This is a genomic window from Segatella cerevisiae (assembly GCF_024054555.1).
GTDB lineage: Bacteria > Bacteroidota > Bacteroidia > Bacteroidales > Bacteroidaceae > Prevotella > Prevotella cerevisiae.
Window position 1 is genome coordinate 100,143 of the sequence record NZ_JAMXLY010000004.1, and the last position, 16,734, is coordinate 116,876.

13 protein-coding genes are annotated in these 16,734 nt (G+C 44.4%); 8 read left to right on the forward strand and 5 right to left on the reverse strand.

The annotated features are described in order from the left end of the window. Positions 1–33 precede the first annotated feature (33 nt). Both rsmG and NG821_RS02115 read right to left on the reverse strand, forming a co-directional pair. Positions 34–672: a 16S rRNA (guanine(527)-N(7))-methyltransferase RsmG gene (rsmG, locus tag NG821_RS02110; RefSeq protein ID WP_252760008.1), complete on the reverse strand. Its 639-nt coding sequence runs from the start codon at positions 670–672 to the stop codon at positions 34–36. After that, positions 669–1,472: an RsiV family protein gene (locus NG821_RS02115; protein ID WP_252760009.1), complete on the reverse strand. Its 804-nt coding sequence runs from the start codon at positions 1,470–1,472 to the stop codon at positions 669–671. The genes rsmG and NG821_RS02115 overlap by 4 nt, the downstream gene beginning before the upstream one ends. 62 nt (positions 1,473–1,534) lie before the next feature. Between NG821_RS02115 and NG821_RS02120 the strand changes: the two genes are divergently transcribed. The 5 genes from NG821_RS02120 to NG821_RS02140 all read left to right on the forward strand — a co-directional run bounded on the left by NG821_RS02120 (position 1,535) and on the right by NG821_RS02140 (position 7,861). Then, the gene (locus tag NG821_RS02120; protein WP_252760021.1) at positions 1,535–2,185 is read left to right on the forward strand and encodes an HAD family hydrolase; all 651 of its coding nucleotides are present in this window, start codon (positions 1,535–1,537) and stop codon (positions 2,183–2,185) included. Between the two features lie 51 nt (positions 2,186–2,236). After that, positions 2,237–3,055, forward strand: coding sequence for a 3-methyl-2-oxobutanoate hydroxymethyltransferase (gene panB, locus NG821_RS02125; RefSeq protein ID WP_252760010.1), 819 nt, complete (start codon positions 2,237–2,239; stop codon positions 3,053–3,055). 178 nt (positions 3,056–3,233) lie between these two features. Then, positions 3,234–4,151 carry a YitT family protein gene (locus NG821_RS02130; protein ID WP_262921846.1) on the forward strand — a complete coding sequence of 306 codons (918 nt, stop codon included), beginning with the start codon at positions 3,234–3,236 and terminating at the stop codon, positions 4,149–4,151. A gap of 9 nt (positions 4,152–4,160) precedes the next feature. Then, on the forward strand, positions 4,161–4,784 hold the full coding sequence (locus NG821_RS02135; protein ID WP_252760011.1) for a DUF2238 domain-containing protein: 624 nt from the start codon (positions 4,161–4,163) through the stop codon (positions 4,782–4,784). 737 nt (positions 4,785–5,521) lie between these two features. Continuing rightward, entirely contained in the window at positions 5,522–7,861 is a 2,340-nt protein-coding gene (locus NG821_RS02140) for an outer membrane beta-barrel family protein (RefSeq protein WP_252760012.1), read from the forward strand. 97 nt (positions 7,862–7,958) lie between these two features. On the opposite strand, the gene uvrB is transcribed toward NG821_RS02140, so the two are convergent. Next, positions 7,959–9,986 (reverse strand): excinuclease ABC subunit UvrB, encoded by a 2,028-nt coding sequence (gene uvrB, locus NG821_RS02145; RefSeq protein WP_252760013.1) that lies wholly within the window; start codon positions 9,984–9,986, stop codon positions 7,959–7,961. Between the two features lie 153 nt (positions 9,987–10,139). Here uvrB and NG821_RS02150 point away from each other — a divergent pair, with 153 nt between their 5' ends. The 3 genes from NG821_RS02150 (at position 10,140) to NG821_RS02160 (ending at position 11,864) form a co-directional block, all read left to right on the forward strand. Further along, a complete protein-coding gene (locus NG821_RS02150; protein WP_252760014.1) occupies positions 10,140–11,000 on the forward strand; it encodes an outer membrane protein assembly factor BamD in 861 nt (286 codons plus the stop codon). 62 nt (positions 11,001–11,062) lie between these two features. Further along, on the forward strand, positions 11,063–11,422 hold the full coding sequence (locus NG821_RS02155) for a DNA-directed RNA polymerase subunit omega (RefSeq protein WP_252760015.1): 360 nt from the start codon (positions 11,063–11,065) through the stop codon (positions 11,420–11,422). Next, positions 11,409–11,864 (forward strand): DUF4293 domain-containing protein, encoded by a 456-nt coding sequence (locus NG821_RS02160; RefSeq protein WP_252760016.1) that lies wholly within the window; start codon positions 11,409–11,411, stop codon positions 11,862–11,864. Before NG821_RS02155 ends, NG821_RS02160 begins: the two co-directional genes overlap by 14 nt. Positions 11,865–11,978: 114 nt before the next feature. Here the strand turns inward: NG821_RS02160 and NG821_RS02165 are convergent, their stop codons facing one another. Both NG821_RS02165 and nifJ read right to left on the reverse strand, forming a co-directional pair. Then, positions 11,979–12,662 (reverse strand): hypothetical protein, encoded by a 684-nt coding sequence (locus NG821_RS02165; protein ID WP_252760017.1) that lies wholly within the window; start codon positions 12,660–12,662, stop codon positions 11,979–11,981. Positions 12,663–12,913: 251 nt separating this feature from the next. Beyond that, positions 12,914–16,504, reverse strand: coding sequence for a pyruvate:ferredoxin (flavodoxin) oxidoreductase (gene nifJ, locus NG821_RS02170; RefSeq protein ID WP_252760018.1), 3,591 nt, complete (start codon positions 16,502–16,504; stop codon positions 12,914–12,916). Positions 16,505–16,734: the final 230 nt, after the last annotated feature.

Here is a 16,734-nt window from a genome sequence, read left to right on the forward strand (position 1 = left end):
ATTTTTCCTCTCGCAGACGGTCTTGTCCGCGATTCATTTCAGCGGGAGATAGATGAGTTTCTTTTCCTCTTTGAACCAGTCTTCTTTGAAATAGTCGCTCAAGTCAGTGACCTTCGCCTTACCTTTAAAGGGACTTATTTCTTCAGTCAGATCCCCGCCTTTCAGGCAGAGCCACCCATTGTGGAGTGTGTTGTTTTCCTGATGTGAAATGTTCTTTCTGGTCATTTGTACCAGTTCGGGGAAAGGCATGACTGCACGGCTGACGACAAAGGCATATTTTCCTTTTTCATCTTCCCCCCGAAGGTGCTCCGTCCAGACGTTCTTCAGTCCGATAGCCTGGGCGACAGCTGCAACGACCTTCAGTTTCTTTCCAGTTCCATCAATCAGTTTGAACAAACAGTCAGGAAAGAGAATAGCCAGCGGAATGCCGGGAAACCCTCCCCCCGTACCGATATCCAGAATCCTTGTACCGGGTTTGAATGTGATGGCACGGGCGATGCCCAAAGAATGGAGGACGTGATGCTCGTAAAGGTTGTCGATATCTTTCCTCGAGATCACATTGATCTTCGCATTCCAGTCTGTATAGAGCGCTTCCAACTGTTGGAACTGGAGTTTCTGAGTATCGTTGAGTCCCGTGAAATACCGGAATATAAGATCCGCGTTGTCGTTCATTTCAACCAGTGTTTTAGGGCCTTCTTACTGATGGTCAGTCGTATCTCACCCTCTGCGTGAGGTGCAATTTCATCTTCGCAATAGATGAATGTGATATCATCGTCCCCCAGTATGAAATTATCCGGGGCATATACTTTTCCGCCGGCAAAGAAGTAGCGTTTGGCGAGTTGTTGCCAGTTGTCGACTTTGTATTTCTTCATTAAAGCCTTTTGGATCAGATCGGCTATCCCTTCCTCGTATCCGGGAGCGAAGATGTCATCCAAGGTAATGAGTTTGCCCGTCCGTGTATTGAAATTTCTGACCAAGTTTTGATTGATGGCATGTATGCCACCGCCATAATAATGGATATTTGCAAAATAATTCAGGATATGGTCGGCATGGCTTTCTATATGAGTACGCACCTCATAACTGTTATTGAGAGATGCGGCATGTTCAGGGTCTTGTTTTAAAATGGCAGAGTAGTCTTGGATATAACTGCGTGAATAGACGTTGACGAATGAATCCACGGCTGCCTTGACGCCCAGTTTTTCATCGGACAAAGAGAGATAGTCCGGTGAGAGGATGCCGGAACGTAGGAGTACAGCGTTGATTTGGTCTGCATTCTTACCTTTAATATAGGTGAGTCCGATATGGAGTTTCAGTTCAGGCGACTTCTCTTTTGTCGTGAGAGGGACTACAGTATCCACAGACAGACTGTCAAAGTGCAGTCCGTCCAATTGTGTGATTTTTTTATAATGTCTAGTGCCACAGGAAGCCATTGTCAATATGGCCAAAGCCACTATCAAAAATTTTTTTTCCATAGGGGCAAAGGTACTAATAAAATTTTGTAACTTTGCAAAACTAAAACATAAATAAGGTGAAAATGATAAAAGCTGCCTTTTTCGATTTGGATGGTGTCGTACTTGATACAGAATCTCAATACAGTGTCTTCTGGGGGAAAGAACTCCGACATTATTTTCCGGATCGACAGGGCTTTGAAAAGGTGATCAAAGGTCAGACTCTTGTGCAGATTTTTTCGAATCTCTTTCCCGGTCAACTGGAACGGCAGCAAGAGATCACCAGTCATCTCAATGCATTTGAGAACCAGATGTCTTATGCTTATATCCCCGGTTTCCAGGATTTTATCACGGACTTGCGGAAGCATCACGTCAAGACGGCATTGGTGACCAGCAGCAACAGGAAGAAGATGGCGAATGTCTATTCCCAGAAACCGGAGTTCTCCGGTTATTTTGACCGCATCCTCACCGCTGATGACTTTTCCAAAAGCAAACCTGATCCTGACTGCTATTTGACGGGTGCCCGACTGTTCGGTCAGAATCCCATTGACTGCATCGGATTCGAAGACAGTTTCAATGGTTTGAAGGCATTGCGTGCCTCAGGTGAATTTGTGGTAGGACTTGCCACGACAAATTCCGAAGAAGCGATCAGGCCTTATGCAGACTATGTCATCAAGGATTTTATGAATCTTACTTTTGAAAAGATGAGCAAGGTCTGCCAGTCTTTTCATAAATAGAGGTGTTTGTATAGACAACTAATTTATGGTGCGCTGAACAATTAAAAACTTATGGGACTAACAACAGACAAGAAAAAGATTACCGCTAAGTCTTTTATCGAAATGAAGCGGCGGGGTGAGAAAATCACAATGTTGACTTCTTATGATTTTACGACAGCGGGCATTCTCGATGAGGCTGGCATTGACGGGATTCTGATCGGTGATTCAGCTTCCAATGTGATGGGTGGAAATCCCAATACGCTCCCGATAACAGTAGACGAAATGATCTATCATGCGCGGTCAGTAGCCCGTGCATGCCGGCATTGTCTGGTGGTGTGTGACATGCCTTTCGGGAGTTATCAGACCAGCCGTGAAGATGGTATCCGCAATGCGATCCGTATCGTGAAATCGACGGGTGTTGATGCCGTCAAGATGGAAGGTGGAGTAGAGATAGCTGATACGGTTAAAGGAATAGTTGAAGCGGGAGTACCTGTCATGGGACACCTGGGACTGACGCCCCAGCACATCAATGCCTTCGGCGGATATGGCCTGAGGGCCAAACAGGAACAGGAGGCAGAGCGGTTGATTACTGATGCCAAGGCGCTGGAAAAAGCCGGCGTATTCGGGATCACTTTAGAGAAGATACCTGCACCGCTGGCTTCGAGAGTGACGAAGGAACTGCAGGTGGTCACCATAGGAATAGGTGCAGGGAATGGCACTGACGGTCAGATACTGGTTTATGCTGATGCCTTGGGAATGACTCAAGGTTTTAAACCGAAATTTCTGCGCCATTTCGCCGATGTCCGTGCGTGTATGCAAGCTGGAGTCAAGGAATATATCACAGACGTCAAGGATTCTTCTTTTCCCAATGCTGAGGAAAGTTACGATTAGAAGAGGTGGCCGTTGGGATGAGAGGGAGAAACAGCCTAACTTGTTGAGCGGTTTGCAAGGGTCCTTCCTGTCACAATGAAAGTCAAACGGTTATTTCGGGACTGTTTGAGCGGATGATATTTGTTAAAAAGGTTGTCGAAACAGTATTGATTGCCGTATTAGAGATGAGTTTAAGGAAATGAGTCCAACAGTGGTTTCACAGATAAAGCCCGGTGTCCGACCGGCACGTCGTGGGGGATGGAAAGACATTCTTTTTATTACCATCGCCATGATCATGGGAAGTGTGGGATTAGGAGTCTTTCTCCTCCCGCATCACATCACAATGGGTGGAATAGGGGGAATCTCCTCCATTCTGTATTGGGGGCTCGGACTCTCTCCCAGTATCAGTTATCTACTCCTCAATATTTGTCTTCTGACTGTCGCTTTGAAAGTTTTAGGTTGGCATTTCTGTCTAAAGACAATCTATGCGGTGGCAGTTTTCAGTGTGAGTCTGTTTTGTGTACAGCATTTCATGCACGGTTATGTGCTGCTTCAGAATCAGCCTTTCATGGATACAGTCGTAGGCGCCTTTTTCATGGGCAGCAGTTCGGGACTGAGTTTGTCATGCAATGCCAGTACGGGCGGCTCCGATACGATTGCGGCAATGATCAACAAATATTACGACATCTCACTCGGTCACATCATCTTCTGTTGTGATATCGTGATCGTCACATCGAGTTATTTGGTGCTGCGTGACTGGAACCAAGTGATCTATGGTTACGTCTTCCTCTTCATCACGTCCATGTTCGTTGATCAGGTAGTCAATACCCGCAGGCGTTCAGTACAGTTCGTCATCATCACAGATCAGTTTGAGGAATTGGGAGAGGCTATCAACAATGAAGTTCCAAGGGGCTGCACGCTGATTGACGGCAAAGGTTTTTACTCAGGGAAAAAGGTGAAAATGCTCTTTGTCATTGCCCGCCAGGGGGAGTCTTCCAAGATATTCAGATTGATAGACGAGATTGACCCGCATGCTTTTGTCTCACAGAGTGCTGTCGTCGGCGTCTATGGATTGGGGTTCGAGCCATTTAAGGCCCGGATCAAATCTAAAAAGTAAAGGAAGCCTATGAAATTGAGGTTATGTATCATTATTCTTCTCATTGTTATCGCATTGGTATCTCTGATTCATCCGCCTTATCTGCAGGATCAGTTGCTACAGCATTTGGGGACGGTCGTTCTATTGGTGCCATTGGTTCTGGATGTGAGGAGACAGAAACTTCCGGTATCGGCATTCATAGGGATAGCCCTTTTCATCCTATTGCATATCATCGGGGCGAGGTACATCTATTCCAACGTACCTTATGAAAGTTGTTTCAAATCCTGGTTTCATATTGACGTCAATGGCATCCTTCACACTACGCGCAATGATTATGACCGTTTTGTCCATCTCGGATTCGGGATTTTCTTTTACCCCTTCTTCTATTTCATGTCTTTGAAGTACGTGACCCGAAAATATCTCCCGGCCCTTTTTACGGCATGGCTGATGATCCAAACCGGCAGTATGCTCTATGAACTTTTTGAGGGTTTGATCACTTGTGTGATGTCTCCGCAGGCAGCTGATGACTATAACGGGCAACAGGGAGATATGTGGGATTCTCAGAAAGATATGGCTATGGCGCTTTTGGGTTCTACCGTGATGTATGTAGCTTACCTTCTCCGCCGGTTTTACGGGAAAGTTCAGTCACGATAACTCCATGGTCTCTCGTCAGGTACTCACAAAATTAAGGTTCATATTTCTTCTGTTCTGACTATAGTATGACATGATGACCAATATGCACCATTTTGGTGCACCATTATGTACCATTTTGGTATACCATTATGCACCATTTTGGTGCCTTTGATTGACTAATAGGAATAGGGTGGAATTCGCCCCTCATTTAATCTATTGTTAAAAAAGAGCGATTTAATTTTGTATACAAATGAAATATGTTATTTTTGTATATGGAAACTTTAAGTTTGTCTCTTAAACCTTAGAATGTCAGTTTCAGAATTCTGGTTGGCGCGGTCAGATCGAGACTTACTTTTCATAAAATTATTTCCATTTGTTAGAGTCAATTTTGCTCTCTAATAAGAGAGCATTATAGTTTACAGTTTTATTTAAACAGCATTCAAGTCTATTAGGAATAGGATTTTTCGCATCCTTTGAGCAAAATATTGAAGTCAAACGGATGGAATGGGACAGGTAAAGGTCTGCATGGTCTGTTTAAGGGCATGTGTCGTAGTCAAGTCGGCCAACATTTGATGACTCCCAAAGGAATCCGAAGGCAATTTTCTGGTGGCAGACCATTTTTCCTTAACAGAAATGGGAAGTACGGGAATTAGAATAAACAGAGCGTACTGAATAAATTGGTTCAAAATAATACTTGAGAATACCACATGCCGACTGACATATAGGTCTTTCGGATAAAATCAATAATATAAAATATAATGAAAGAAAGGCTCTCAACTGGTATACTACTTTTCATCTTTGCATTGAATGCTATTGCACAGTCTGTCAAGGTCGTGGGAAAGGTGTCTAATGCAAAAGGAATCCCTGTGGAATTTGCCACTATCTCTTTAAAAGATGATTTCGGAAAATTCGTATGTGGTTGTATGACGGATTCCTTGGGCCTGTTTAAACTGACAACTGGAGAACAAAAGTTTGTCCTGCACATTTCCTGTATTGGTTATCGCGATTACCAGCGGACAGTCAATCTTTCCCACACGGATTCTATAGTCAATGTAGATGTTATATTGGAGGATAGTACCAAGTCATTGGGTGAGGTGACGGTCAAAGGAAAGAAACCGCTCATAAAAAGAGAGATCGATAAAATCGTTTTTGATGCGGAACGTTTGAATGCCGTCTCTCAGACCTTCTTGGATGTTCTGAAATATACACCTGGGGTCATCGTTACGGATGACGGTGTCAGTATGGTTGGAAAGGGGAATGTCATTTTCCTTGTTAACAGCAGAGAACTCAAAATGGATGACAAGGAAATCCTGATCTATCTGAACTCCCTATCTTCTTCTGAGTTGAAGTCTATAGAAGTTATGACAACGCCACCGGCAAAGTATACGGCTGAAGGCAACGCAGGGATCATCAATGTCGTCACACGGACAAGGACGAATGACTATCTTGGCGGGACTCTTTCTGATCAGGTGTCCATAAAAAAATATTTATATAATGACGCAAGTGCCAATCTGCAATACAAAAAGGGGAAAGTGCAAGCCTTTCTGGATTTGGGATTGGGGAATGGCAAGACCGATTACAAAGACAATGAGCGGGTGGCCTATGATTCTGAATCATGGAACACAGATGCGAAGAGGACAAAATCGAATGATTATATCAGTTCTACCTCCGGTGTAGATTTGGCATTGGGTAAAAATACGTCTATAGGGGCAATCGCTTCTTTTTTTTCTTTGAGCCCTGATGCCTACAGAGATGCAAAGACGCAAGTTTTCAGTAAAGATTCCGGGCAGTTGGTGAAAGATTTTGTAACGATAACCAAAAATAAAAGGAATTCCAAGCGTTACAGTGCTAATTTACACTTTGAACAGAACAATATCGGCAAGGGAGGAAACCTCAAAATCGATTTCGATGACCTGAAATATAGACTTAATGACCATGACAACTTGCAGACCTTGAATGATGAGGATCTTTCTTATGTAGATCATCCGCATTATTCCATTGATATCTATTCTGCAAAAGCAGATGCGGAGTTGCCTTTTTCCAAAGGTCTGTTTTCCTATGGGATGGCCTATACTCACACCAAAAACGATAGCCATACTGAGTATGAAAAACAGAATTTCACAGAAAACTTGAATGACCATTTCATCTATAAAGAGAATGTCTTTGCCGTCTATACGGATGCTACCTATGATTTTTCCAAACGCTTGAAAAGCAAATTCGGCGTGCGTGGAGAATACAGCCATATCAAGGGTCTGTCGAAAGTGACTGACAGCAAGAATACCTATTGTCATTTTGACGTCTTCCCGACAGCCTATATCAGTTACAGTTGGAGTGATGAGAATGTCTTGAGTTGGAGCGCAACCGGACGTATCAACCGCCCTGATTACAGTGATATCAATCCATTTGTGCTATACATAGATGCCCATACGATTTTTAAGGGAAATGCCGGTTTGCTGCCTGAAAAATCGTATTCTACAGAGGTTAATTACAATTATAAGAATTTCACCGTATCGGGAAGTTTCTTGTTCCGCAACCATATCATTGGGGAGTTGACTGAATTTGACAATGCCCAAAGACGCACGACAATTACGATGGACAATATCATGAAAACGCAAATGTATGAATTGTTCTTGTCTTATTATTTTGATCAGTTCCCATGGATGGACAACTATTTTGAGGGAGATCTGTACACACTATCTTCCAGTCCCTTGAAAAACTCGGATATGGGAAAGACGCATCAGGTCTCGGTCTTCCTGTATATGAACCATAATATATATTTGAACAAAGCCAAGACCCTGATAGTACATTTGAGTGGCAATTTCAACAGTAGACAGAAAGATTCTGAGAGTGAACAGCGAAGTCGTTTTAGAATGGACATGGGAGGTAAATACCTGTTTTTCCATAAGAGCCTGGCCTTAGATTTTAAATTCGAAAACTTCTTGAGTTCTCACATCAAAAGTATCATTGTCTCTAATGGGACAAGGAAAACTACTGACAGCGAACCTTATCGCGCGTTTGTTTTGTCCCTGTCTTATAACTTTGGAGAAAAGATACAAAGGAAGCATAGGAGTGAGAATATTGATACGGATCGGTTATAATTGTCCGAGAAACATGACCCCTCAAACTGAAACATCAGGCAGGAATGGAAAACGCTCCTTCCTGCCTGGTGTCAAATAGAGAACGATCTACTGAATTTTATTTCAACTCCAATTGCTTTTGCAGTCGCATGATTTCATCCCTATATTGAGCAGCTTGGATAAAGTTGAGGTCTTTTGCTGCCTGTTGCATCATGGCAGTTGTATCGGAAATGCTCTTTTGCAATTGCTGTCGGGTCATCCGCTTGACAATAGGATCTGCAACAAATGCCACTTCAGAAGGTTCGACATAGGGCTGGGGATGATTCTGCATGTCTTTTCCTTCTTCCGAATGTCCGATAGGCAGGTCGGTGTTGATCGCCTTGACAATCTGTGTCGGAACGATATGGTGATCCTTGTTGTATTTCATTTGGATCGCTCTCCTGCGGTTGGTTTCATCTATTGTCTTCTGCATGCTTTCCGTTATGGTGTCAGCATACATGATGACCTTTCCATTGACATTCCTGGCTGCACGCCCTGCAGTCTGTGTCAAACTCCTATGGCTGCGGAGGAATCCTTCCTTATCGGCATCCAGTATGGCCACAAGGGAAACTTCCGGCAGATCGAGTCCCTCCCTGAGCAAGTTGACGCCTACCAGAACATCATAGACTCCTGCCCGCAGATCGTTCATGATCTTGACCCTGTCCAATGTGGCTACATCACTGTGAATGTAAGCTGCCTTGATGTCGTGGTCCAAGAGATATTCGGTAAGTTCTTCAGCCATTCGCTTGGTCAGTGTGGTGACGAGAACGCGCTCATTGTGATGGCTTCGTGTGAGGATTTCATCCATCAGATCATCTATCTGATTCTCCGAAGGGCGAACTTCTATTTCGGGATCCAGTAGTCCTGTAGGACGGATAAGTTGTTCTACCACGACACCTTCTGCCTCTTTCAGTTCATAGTCGGCCGGAGTGGCGCTCACATAGATGACCTGATTGATCAGGGAATGGAATTCGTCGAATTTCAGAGGTCTGTTGTCGAAGGCAGCAGGTAACCGGAACCCGAACTCGACCAGGTTTTTCTTCCGGGCTCTATCCCCACCGTACATCGCATTGATTTGAGGTATGCTGACGTGGCTCTCATCGATGACCATCAAGTAATCTTTCGGGAAGAAGTCCAGCAGGCAGTAGGGGCGCTGTCCGGCTTGACGGCCGTCAAAATACCTGCTGTAGTTCTCAATTCCGGAGCAGTGGCCGAGTTCTTTGATCATCTCCATGTCATACTCTACCCGTTCCTTAATCCGTTGTGCCTTAATGTCGTCCCCGATTTCCTTAAAGTAATCGACCTGTTTTACAAGGTCATCCTGAATCTCCTTTATAGCCGTGACGGTCTGGTCTTTGGTCGTGACGAAAAGATTGGCCGGGTAGATCTCATAGTTTTCAAAGGATTCTATGCGATGGAAGGACACAGGGTCTACCTCTTCAATGGAATCGATCTCGTCATCCCACCAAGTGACACGCAGGATATTGTCTGAATACGCCATGGAGATGTCTACCGTATCTCCCTTCACGCGGAAGTTGCCGCGTTTCAATTCGATGTCGTTTCTGATGTACAGAGCATCCACGAGTTTGCGCAGGAATTCGTTCCTGTCTATCTTTTCCCCACGTTTGAGTTTGACAATACTCTGTTGCATAGCGACAGGACCGCCCATACCGTAAATACAGGAGACGGAAGAGACGACGATAACATCTTTTCTTCCGGAGAGCAGGGCAGAGAGCGCACTCAGGCGCAGTTTATCGATATCATCGTTGATAGCCAGATCTTTTTCGATATAAGTATCTGTTGAGGGAATGTAAGCTTCAGGTTGATAATAGTCATAATAGGACACGTAGTATTCCACCGCATTGTCGGGGAAGAAGCCTTTCATCTCCTGGTAGAGTTGTGCAGCGAGGGTCTTGTTATGGCTCAGAACGAGTGTGGGCTTGTTGATCTTGGCAATGACGTTGGCCACGGTAAATGTCTTGCCTGAACCTGTCACGCCCAAGAGCACTTGTGCCGGATCACCTTCCTCTATACCTTTCGTGAGTTGTTCTATGGCTTGGGGCTGATCACCTGTGGGTTTATATTTAGCTGTAAGCTTGAAATTCATTACAATAACTCCTTTATTCTTTATGCATTCTTGCAAATTTACTAAAAAGATTGCTTCATGAGTTATTGATTCCTAATAAATTGCTAAAAATTGGAGTATTTGCTTTGTAAATCACAGAAAAGTGAGTAACTTTGCACATCAAAAAGCATAATAATGAAGAAATCAATCTTTGTCATCTTGTCCTTTATGATGATGGTGGTCATGCTGACGAGTTGTGGGCATGAATTCAATCAGGTATATAAGACCAGTGACTATGCCTACAAGTATGAATACGCTAAAGAGTGTTTTGCCAATGGCAAGTACTCTCGGGCTGTGACGCTCTTGCAGGAGTTGGTGACTATAGAAAAAGGTACCGACAATGCGCAGGAGAGTCTTTACATGCTGGCTATGGCCGAGTATTGCATGAGGGATTACGAGACGGCTTCCGATTATTTCAAGAAATACTACCAGTCCTATCCCAAAGGTGTCTATGCTGAGATGGCTGAATATTATGCTGGGGAGAGCCTCTATCAGAGCACGCCTGAACCTCGTCTGGACCAAAGTAAGACGGTGATGGCAATTGCTGCTTTTCAGGAATACCTCGATCTGTTCCCGGATGCCAAATTGAAAAAGCAGGCTCAGAACAGATTGTTCCAATTGCAGGACAAACTTGTAACCAAGGAGTATGACTCTGCCAAACTGTATTATGACCTGGGTTCCTATTTCGGCAACTGCACGAGTGGTGGGAATAATTATGAAGCTTGCATCGTCACTGCACAAAATGCATTGAATGATTATCCTTACAGTAATAAGCGCGAGGATTTCTCCATTCTGATCATGAAGAGTAAGTTTGAGTTGGCGAAGATGAGTATTCCTTCAAAGCAATATCAGCGTTTTGAGGATGCTGAGGACGAATGCTATGGCTTCCTCAATGAATATCCTGACAGTAAACTGAGGGTTGAAGCCCAAGATTATATCTCAAAATGCAAGGATTTCCTTTCTACACACAAAGAATCCAATCCGCTGCAAGATTAATAGCCTGAATTTAAAGAATATCAATTAGAATGGCATGAACCATTCACTCAATTTCAATAGATATGGATTATAAAAAGTCAAAAGCTCCGGTAACAACCGTAACACGAAACGTTGAAGAATTGTGGAAGGATACCGGTAACATCTATGAGAGTGTAGTCATCATCTCTAAGCGCAGCAATCAGATAGCCCAGGAAATCAAGCAGGACCTTGATAAGAAACTGGCTGAGTTTGCTTCTTATAATGACTCTCTGGAAGAGGTGTTCGAAAATCGTGAGCAGATAGAAATCTCCCGTTATTATGAGAAGTTGCCGAAGTCTACGTTGCTGGCTACTCAGGAATTTATCGAGGGGAAAGTTTATTGGCGTGATCCTTCTAAAGATAAGGATGAACCTATAAAGAAGGGACCTGATGCTACAGCGTAAGCAATCTCTTTATCTCCTTCTGGCTCTTGTCGTCACTGTCTTGTGCATGAGTCTCTCTCTCGGGGTGATAGAACCTAAAGGGATGGGGATGAATTCGATCGTTTATAATATAGGTATTTGTCACGGTTCTTTTAAGGGTACCTATCCTGAATGGCCTTTGTTTGGACTTCTACTGATGACCTGCCCTCTGAATATTGCCGCGATTTTCTTGTTCCATAAACGGGACGTACAGATTAAATTGTGTTGGGTGTGCATCGTACTTTGTGTACTATGGTATGCTTATTTCCTGCATATTGTGTTCCATGAGTTCAATGCAGTGGGTACTTTCCATTTCAACTGGACCGTCTGCCTGCCTGTCGTGGCGATTATCTTGTATCTCCTGGCACGGGGCGGAATCAGACACGATGAGAAATTGCTGAAGGCTGCGGATCGCATCCGGTAAGGATGATCTTCGTGAGTATGCCTGTCAGGTGAAATATTAAACAATACCCCCTGAAACTTCAATAGTTTCAGGGGGTATTTGTTTTTATACTTTTGATACGATCGGTCGGATTGATTATAGTCCTAATCCTTTCAAAGCCTTCTGAGCGCCCTGATTTACAGCATCACTAGCCTTTTGACTGGTTTTATTCACAGCGTCTGCAGCTTTTTGCTTTGCTTGGTCGACCTGACCTTTGACTTGGTTCTCACCATTAGTTTTCGCATTGTCAACGGCATTCTTTACCGTTTTTTCTGCAGCCTCTTTGGTACCTGCCGGAAGGTTCTTCACGCCGTTGGCTATTGCCTGGGCATCTGTACTGACTGCTGCAGCTGCCTGTTGTGCAGTGGTGCTGGTGGAAGTCGGCAGATTCTTTACACCATTGATCAGGTTGGCAATGGTCGTATTACCGGATGCTACTTGATTGACGGCTGCCTGGTTCTTCTGGATGAATTGCTGAACTTGTGAGACATAGGCTTTGGCTTCCTGCAATTTGCCTTCCTTGACGAGTTGCTGATAGGTGGTTTGTACGGTAGCCATTGTTTTTGCCAAACCTGCAGCATCCTTACCCTGGAGTTGCTGACTGATGGTTTGGGTGACTTGACTGACTTGCTTACTTACTGCCTGAGGGATTTTTGCATTGCCGGTCTGAGCGGCAATGGAGTCAGAGTCCGTCGTCTGGGCTGACTTCTGGGTTTTGTTCTGGCAAGCAGTAAAAGTCAATGCCATGAAAGCAGCTGCTAAAATAAATATTTTCTTCATTTCGTGTGTTTGAAAGTGTTTATAAAAAGAATTTATAATTATTACGGTTCAAAGATAATGGAAAAAACTCATACCCGTGTTGGTTTTTCAGTTTTTTTATAAAAAGACCCGGGTTGGGAGTTTGGTTTGGCATGATGATACCTCAAGTCGGTCACTTTCTGATTGATACGGCTTTTCTAGTCTGAGTGGGGGGAAATAAAAAGAGCTCACAAAATTAATTGTGAGCTCTTAAAAATATAGGAGAAGTAATTTTACTTATCTTCTTGTTCAAGACTGTCACTCCAGTCTTCCTTGCTCTTGCGTACATAACTCTGATAGCGGATCTTAGCCATGCGCTCGCAGGCAGAATAGAGTTCTTCAGCTTCGTTAGGATAAGCTTTCTTTACTGACAAGTAACGAACCTCACCTAACAAGAAGTCACGGAACTTCGTCCAATCAGGCTCTTTAGAGTCAAGTTGGAATGGGTTCTTGCCTTGCTTAGACAACTCCGGATTGAAACGCCAGAGATGCCAGTAGCCACACTCTACGGCGAGGGCTTCCTCACGTTGGCTCTTACCCATACCACCCTTACGTTTCAGACCATGGTTGATACATGGAGAGTAAGCGATGATCAGAGATGGACCATGATAAGCTTCTGCTTCGCGGATAGCCTTCAAAGTCTGGTTGTTGTTGGCACCCATAGCGATCTGGGCAACATAGATATAACCGTAAGTGGTTTCCATCAGGCCCAGGTCCTTCTTGCGGACACGTTTGCCTTGAGCAGCAAACTGAGCAATGGCACCCAGAGGAGTAGCTTTAGAACTTTGACCACCGGTATTGGAATATACCTCAGTATCCATGACGAGGATGTTGACATCTTCACCTGTTGAGAGGACGTGGTCGAGACCACCGTAGTCAATATCGTAAGATGCACCGTCACCACCAATGATCCACTGACTGCGTTTCACAAGATAGTGATCCAAAGTCTTCAGTTCCTTGCAAGTCGGGCAACCTGCTGCAGCACCCTTCTCGATCAGTGGCTTCAACTCATCAGCTGCAGCTCTAGAACCGTCTGCATCTTCTTTGTTCTCAATCCACTTCTGAGCAGCTGCCTTGAAATCAGCCGGTGTATCATCTTTGGCAATCAATTCGTTGAGAAGAATGGTAATACGTTCCTTCATCTTCTTGTTTGCCAGGACCATACCGAGACCAAATTCACTGAAGTCCTCAAAGAGGGAGTTGTTGAAGGCAGGACCTTCACCCTTGGCATTCGTTGTATACGGTGTAGCAGGGATTGATGCAGAGTAAATGGAAGAGCAACCCGTTGCATTGGCAATCATTTCACGGTCACCAAAGAGTTGGCTCACCAATTTGACATAAGGTGTTTCACCGCAACCTGCACAAGCGCCGGAGAATTCAAACAAAGGCGTAGCGAACTGGCTGTTTCTCGGATTAGACTTGATGTCAATGAGGTTCTGCTTACTGGTAACATTCTTTACCAGCCAATCCCAGTTCTTAGCTTCCTTGATCATCTCAGGGTCGTCAGTTCTGAATGGAACCATTGACAAAGCCTTATTGCCTCTCTTACCCGGGCAGATATCAACACAGTTACCGCAGCCGAGGCAGTCCATCACTGAGATCTCCTGACGGAAATGCATTCCCTTGATGGTTTGTGGAGCCAAGATTGGAATGGTATCGCCCTGACATCCCTTCACTTCTTCATCGGTCATGACGAACGGACGAATAGCAGCATGAGGACAAGCAAATGCACACTTGTTGCACTGGATACAGTTCTCTGAGTTCCAAACAGGAACGAAAGCTTCAACACCACGTTTTTCGTATGCGGAAGTGCCGTTCTGCCAAGTACCGTCAGTCGTACCGTTCTTGTAGAAGTCGGATACTTTCAACAGATCACCTGCTTGAGCATTGATAGGACGAACCAGTTCTTTGACAAATGCAGGTGCATCGTCTTGCTTCTGTTCCTCATCCTTCAGGTTAGCCCAAGCCTGATCAACAGGAAGTTCCTTGTATTCGTTACCACGGTCAACAGCCTGGAAGTTCTTGTCAACGATGTCCTGACCCTTGCGGGAGTAAGACTTGACGATGAAGGCTTTCATCTGCTCTACGGCAAGATCCAAAGGAATGACCTTCGTGATCCGGAAGAATGCACTCTGCAGAATCGTGTTGGTACGATTACCCAATCCGATCTCATGAGCAATCTTGGTAGCGTTGATGAAGTAAACTTTGATATTGTTCTTAGCAAAGTAACGTTTTACCTTGTTAGGAATGAAATTGACCAGTTCATCGCCTTCGAAGATGGTATTCAACAGGAAGGTACCGTTCTTACGAAGTCCGCGTGTGACATCGTACATATACAGATAAGCCTGTACATGGCAAGCCACAAAGTTAGGCGTGTTGACCTGATAAGAAGAGTGAATCGGTTCGTCACCGAAACGCAGGTGAGAACAAGTGAAACCTCCTGATTTCTTGGAATCATAAGAGAAGTAGGCCTGACAGTATTTATTGGTATTGTTACCGATAATCTGAACAGAGTTCTTGTTGGCACCTACAGTACCGTCAGCTCCCAAACCATAGAACTTAGCCTCGAAGAGAGACGTTCCTCCCATTGGAATCTCAGGAACTTCTGGAAGAGAAGTGAAGGTCACATCATCGACGATTCCGACAGTGAAATGATTCTTCGGTTCCGGCATTTCCAGATTGTTGTATACGGAAATGATCTTGGCAGGAGTGGTATCTGAAGAACTCAGTCCATAGCGGCCACCTACGATTAGAGGTTTGCGCGGATCATCGTACATGGCTGTCTTGACATCCAAATACAACGGCTCACCCTCTGCTCCAGGCTCCTTCGTACGGTCGAGCACTGCAATGCGCTTAACGGTTGAAGGAATCACCTTACGCAGGAAATCAACTGAGAACGGACGGAACAGATGTACAGAAACCATACCGACTTTCTTGCCTTGCTTGGTCAGATAGTCGATGGCCTCACGTGCAGGTTCTGATGCTGAACCCATCAGGACGATGATGTTCTCTGCATCCTTGGCACCATAATAATTAAAGAGGTGATATTCACGACCGGTAATCTTGGAGATTTCACCCAGATAATGCTCTACGATTCCTGGTACCTTATCATAATAAGTGTTGCTTGCCTCACGGTGTGTGAAGTAAGTTTCAGGGTTTTCAGCAGTACCACGGGTAACAGGGCGTTCCGGTGACATTGCACGGTCACGGAAGTGCTTGATGTCTTCAGGATCAACCAGTTTTGCAAGAGCATCCTGATCGATTTCTTCGATCTTGTGGTATTCATGAGAGGTCCGGAAACCATCGAAGAAATTGATGAAAGGAACGCTTGCCTTCAATGTTGCCAAATGAGGCACAGCGGTCAGATCCATCACTTCCTGTACAGAACCGGAGCAGAATATAGCGAAACCTGTCTGGCGGCATGCCATAACATCTGATTGGTCACCAAAGATGCTCAGAGCGTGTGTTGCTACAGAACGTGCAGCGACATCAAATACTGTCGGAAGTAATTCACCTGCAATCTTGTACATATTAGGGATCATCAGCAAAAGACCCTGAGAAGCAGTGAAGGTTGTTGTCAACGCACCAGCCTGGAGAGATCCGTGCACGGCACCAGCAGCTCCACCCTCAGATTCCATTTCCTGAACTGTAACAGTCTGACCAAACAGGTTCTTACGCCCCTTGGCAGCCCATTCATCTACATGCTCCGCCATTGGGGATGACGGGGTAATAGGATAAATGGCAGCTACCTCAGTAAACATATAGCTTACATGAGCAGCAGCTGTGTTACCATCACATGTGATAAACTTTTTTTCTTTAGCCATTTTTTAATGATAAATTAATCTGTTTTTGTATTTACTTGTTGATTTCGAGGATTCAGTTTGCAGATACCGTTCCAATTCTCCTTTCTACCGAAAAACTTCTGTTACCCGTTGGCGGAATTAAATACCTAAAATATTTATGTTTAAAAAGTTGCACATATCGTTGATTATTAGTAACTTAGTATTGACAAAATATCTAAGTACAATTCAACGTATGCACAACTTATATTCAA

What these genes read in the sequence shown, in the direction of transcription:
- uvrB (WP_252760013.1), bottom strand. Translation starts at nt 9,986, where the DNA reads ATGAATTTCAAGCTTACAGCTAAATATAAACCCACAGGTGATCAGCCC.
- NG821_RS02150 (WP_252760014.1), top strand. Translation starts at nt 10,140, where the DNA reads ATGAAGAAATCAATCTTTGTCATCTTGTCCTTTATGATGATGGTGGTC.
- rsmG (WP_252760008.1), bottom strand. Translation starts at nt 672, where the DNA reads ATGAACGACAACGCGGATCTTATATTCCGGTATTTCACGGGACTCAAC.
- NG821_RS02140 (WP_252760012.1), top strand. Translation starts at nt 5,522, where the DNA reads ATGAAAGAAAGGCTCTCAACTGGTATACTACTTTTCATCTTTGCATTG.
- NG821_RS02120 (WP_252760021.1), top strand. Translation starts at nt 1,535, where the DNA reads ATGATAAAAGCTGCCTTTTTCGATTTGGATGGTGTCGTACTTGATACA.
- NG821_RS02115 (WP_252760009.1), bottom strand. Translation starts at nt 1,472, where the DNA reads ATGGAAAAAAAATTTTTGATAGTGGCTTTGGCCATATTGACAATGGCT.
- NG821_RS02160 (WP_252760016.1), top strand. Translation starts at nt 11,409, where the DNA reads ATGCTACAGCGTAAGCAATCTCTTTATCTCCTTCTGGCTCTTGTCGTC.
- NG821_RS02155 (WP_252760015.1), top strand. Translation starts at nt 11,063, where the DNA reads ATGGATTATAAAAAGTCAAAAGCTCCGGTAACAACCGTAACACGAAAC.
- NG821_RS02165 (WP_252760017.1), bottom strand. Translation starts at nt 12,662, where the DNA reads ATGAAGAAAATATTTATTTTAGCAGCTGCTTTCATGGCATTGACTTTT.
- panB (WP_252760010.1), top strand. Translation starts at nt 2,237, where the DNA reads ATGGGACTAACAACAGACAAGAAAAAGATTACCGCTAAGTCTTTTATC.
- nifJ (WP_252760018.1), bottom strand. Translation starts at nt 16,504, where the DNA reads ATGGCTAAAGAAAAAAAGTTTATCACATGTGATGGTAACACAGCTGCT.
- NG821_RS02130 (WP_262921846.1), top strand. Translation starts at nt 3,234, where the DNA reads ATGAGTCCAACAGTGGTTTCACAGATAAAGCCCGGTGTCCGACCGGCA.
- NG821_RS02135 (WP_252760011.1), top strand. Translation starts at nt 4,161, where the DNA reads ATGAAATTGAGGTTATGTATCATTATTCTTCTCATTGTTATCGCATTG.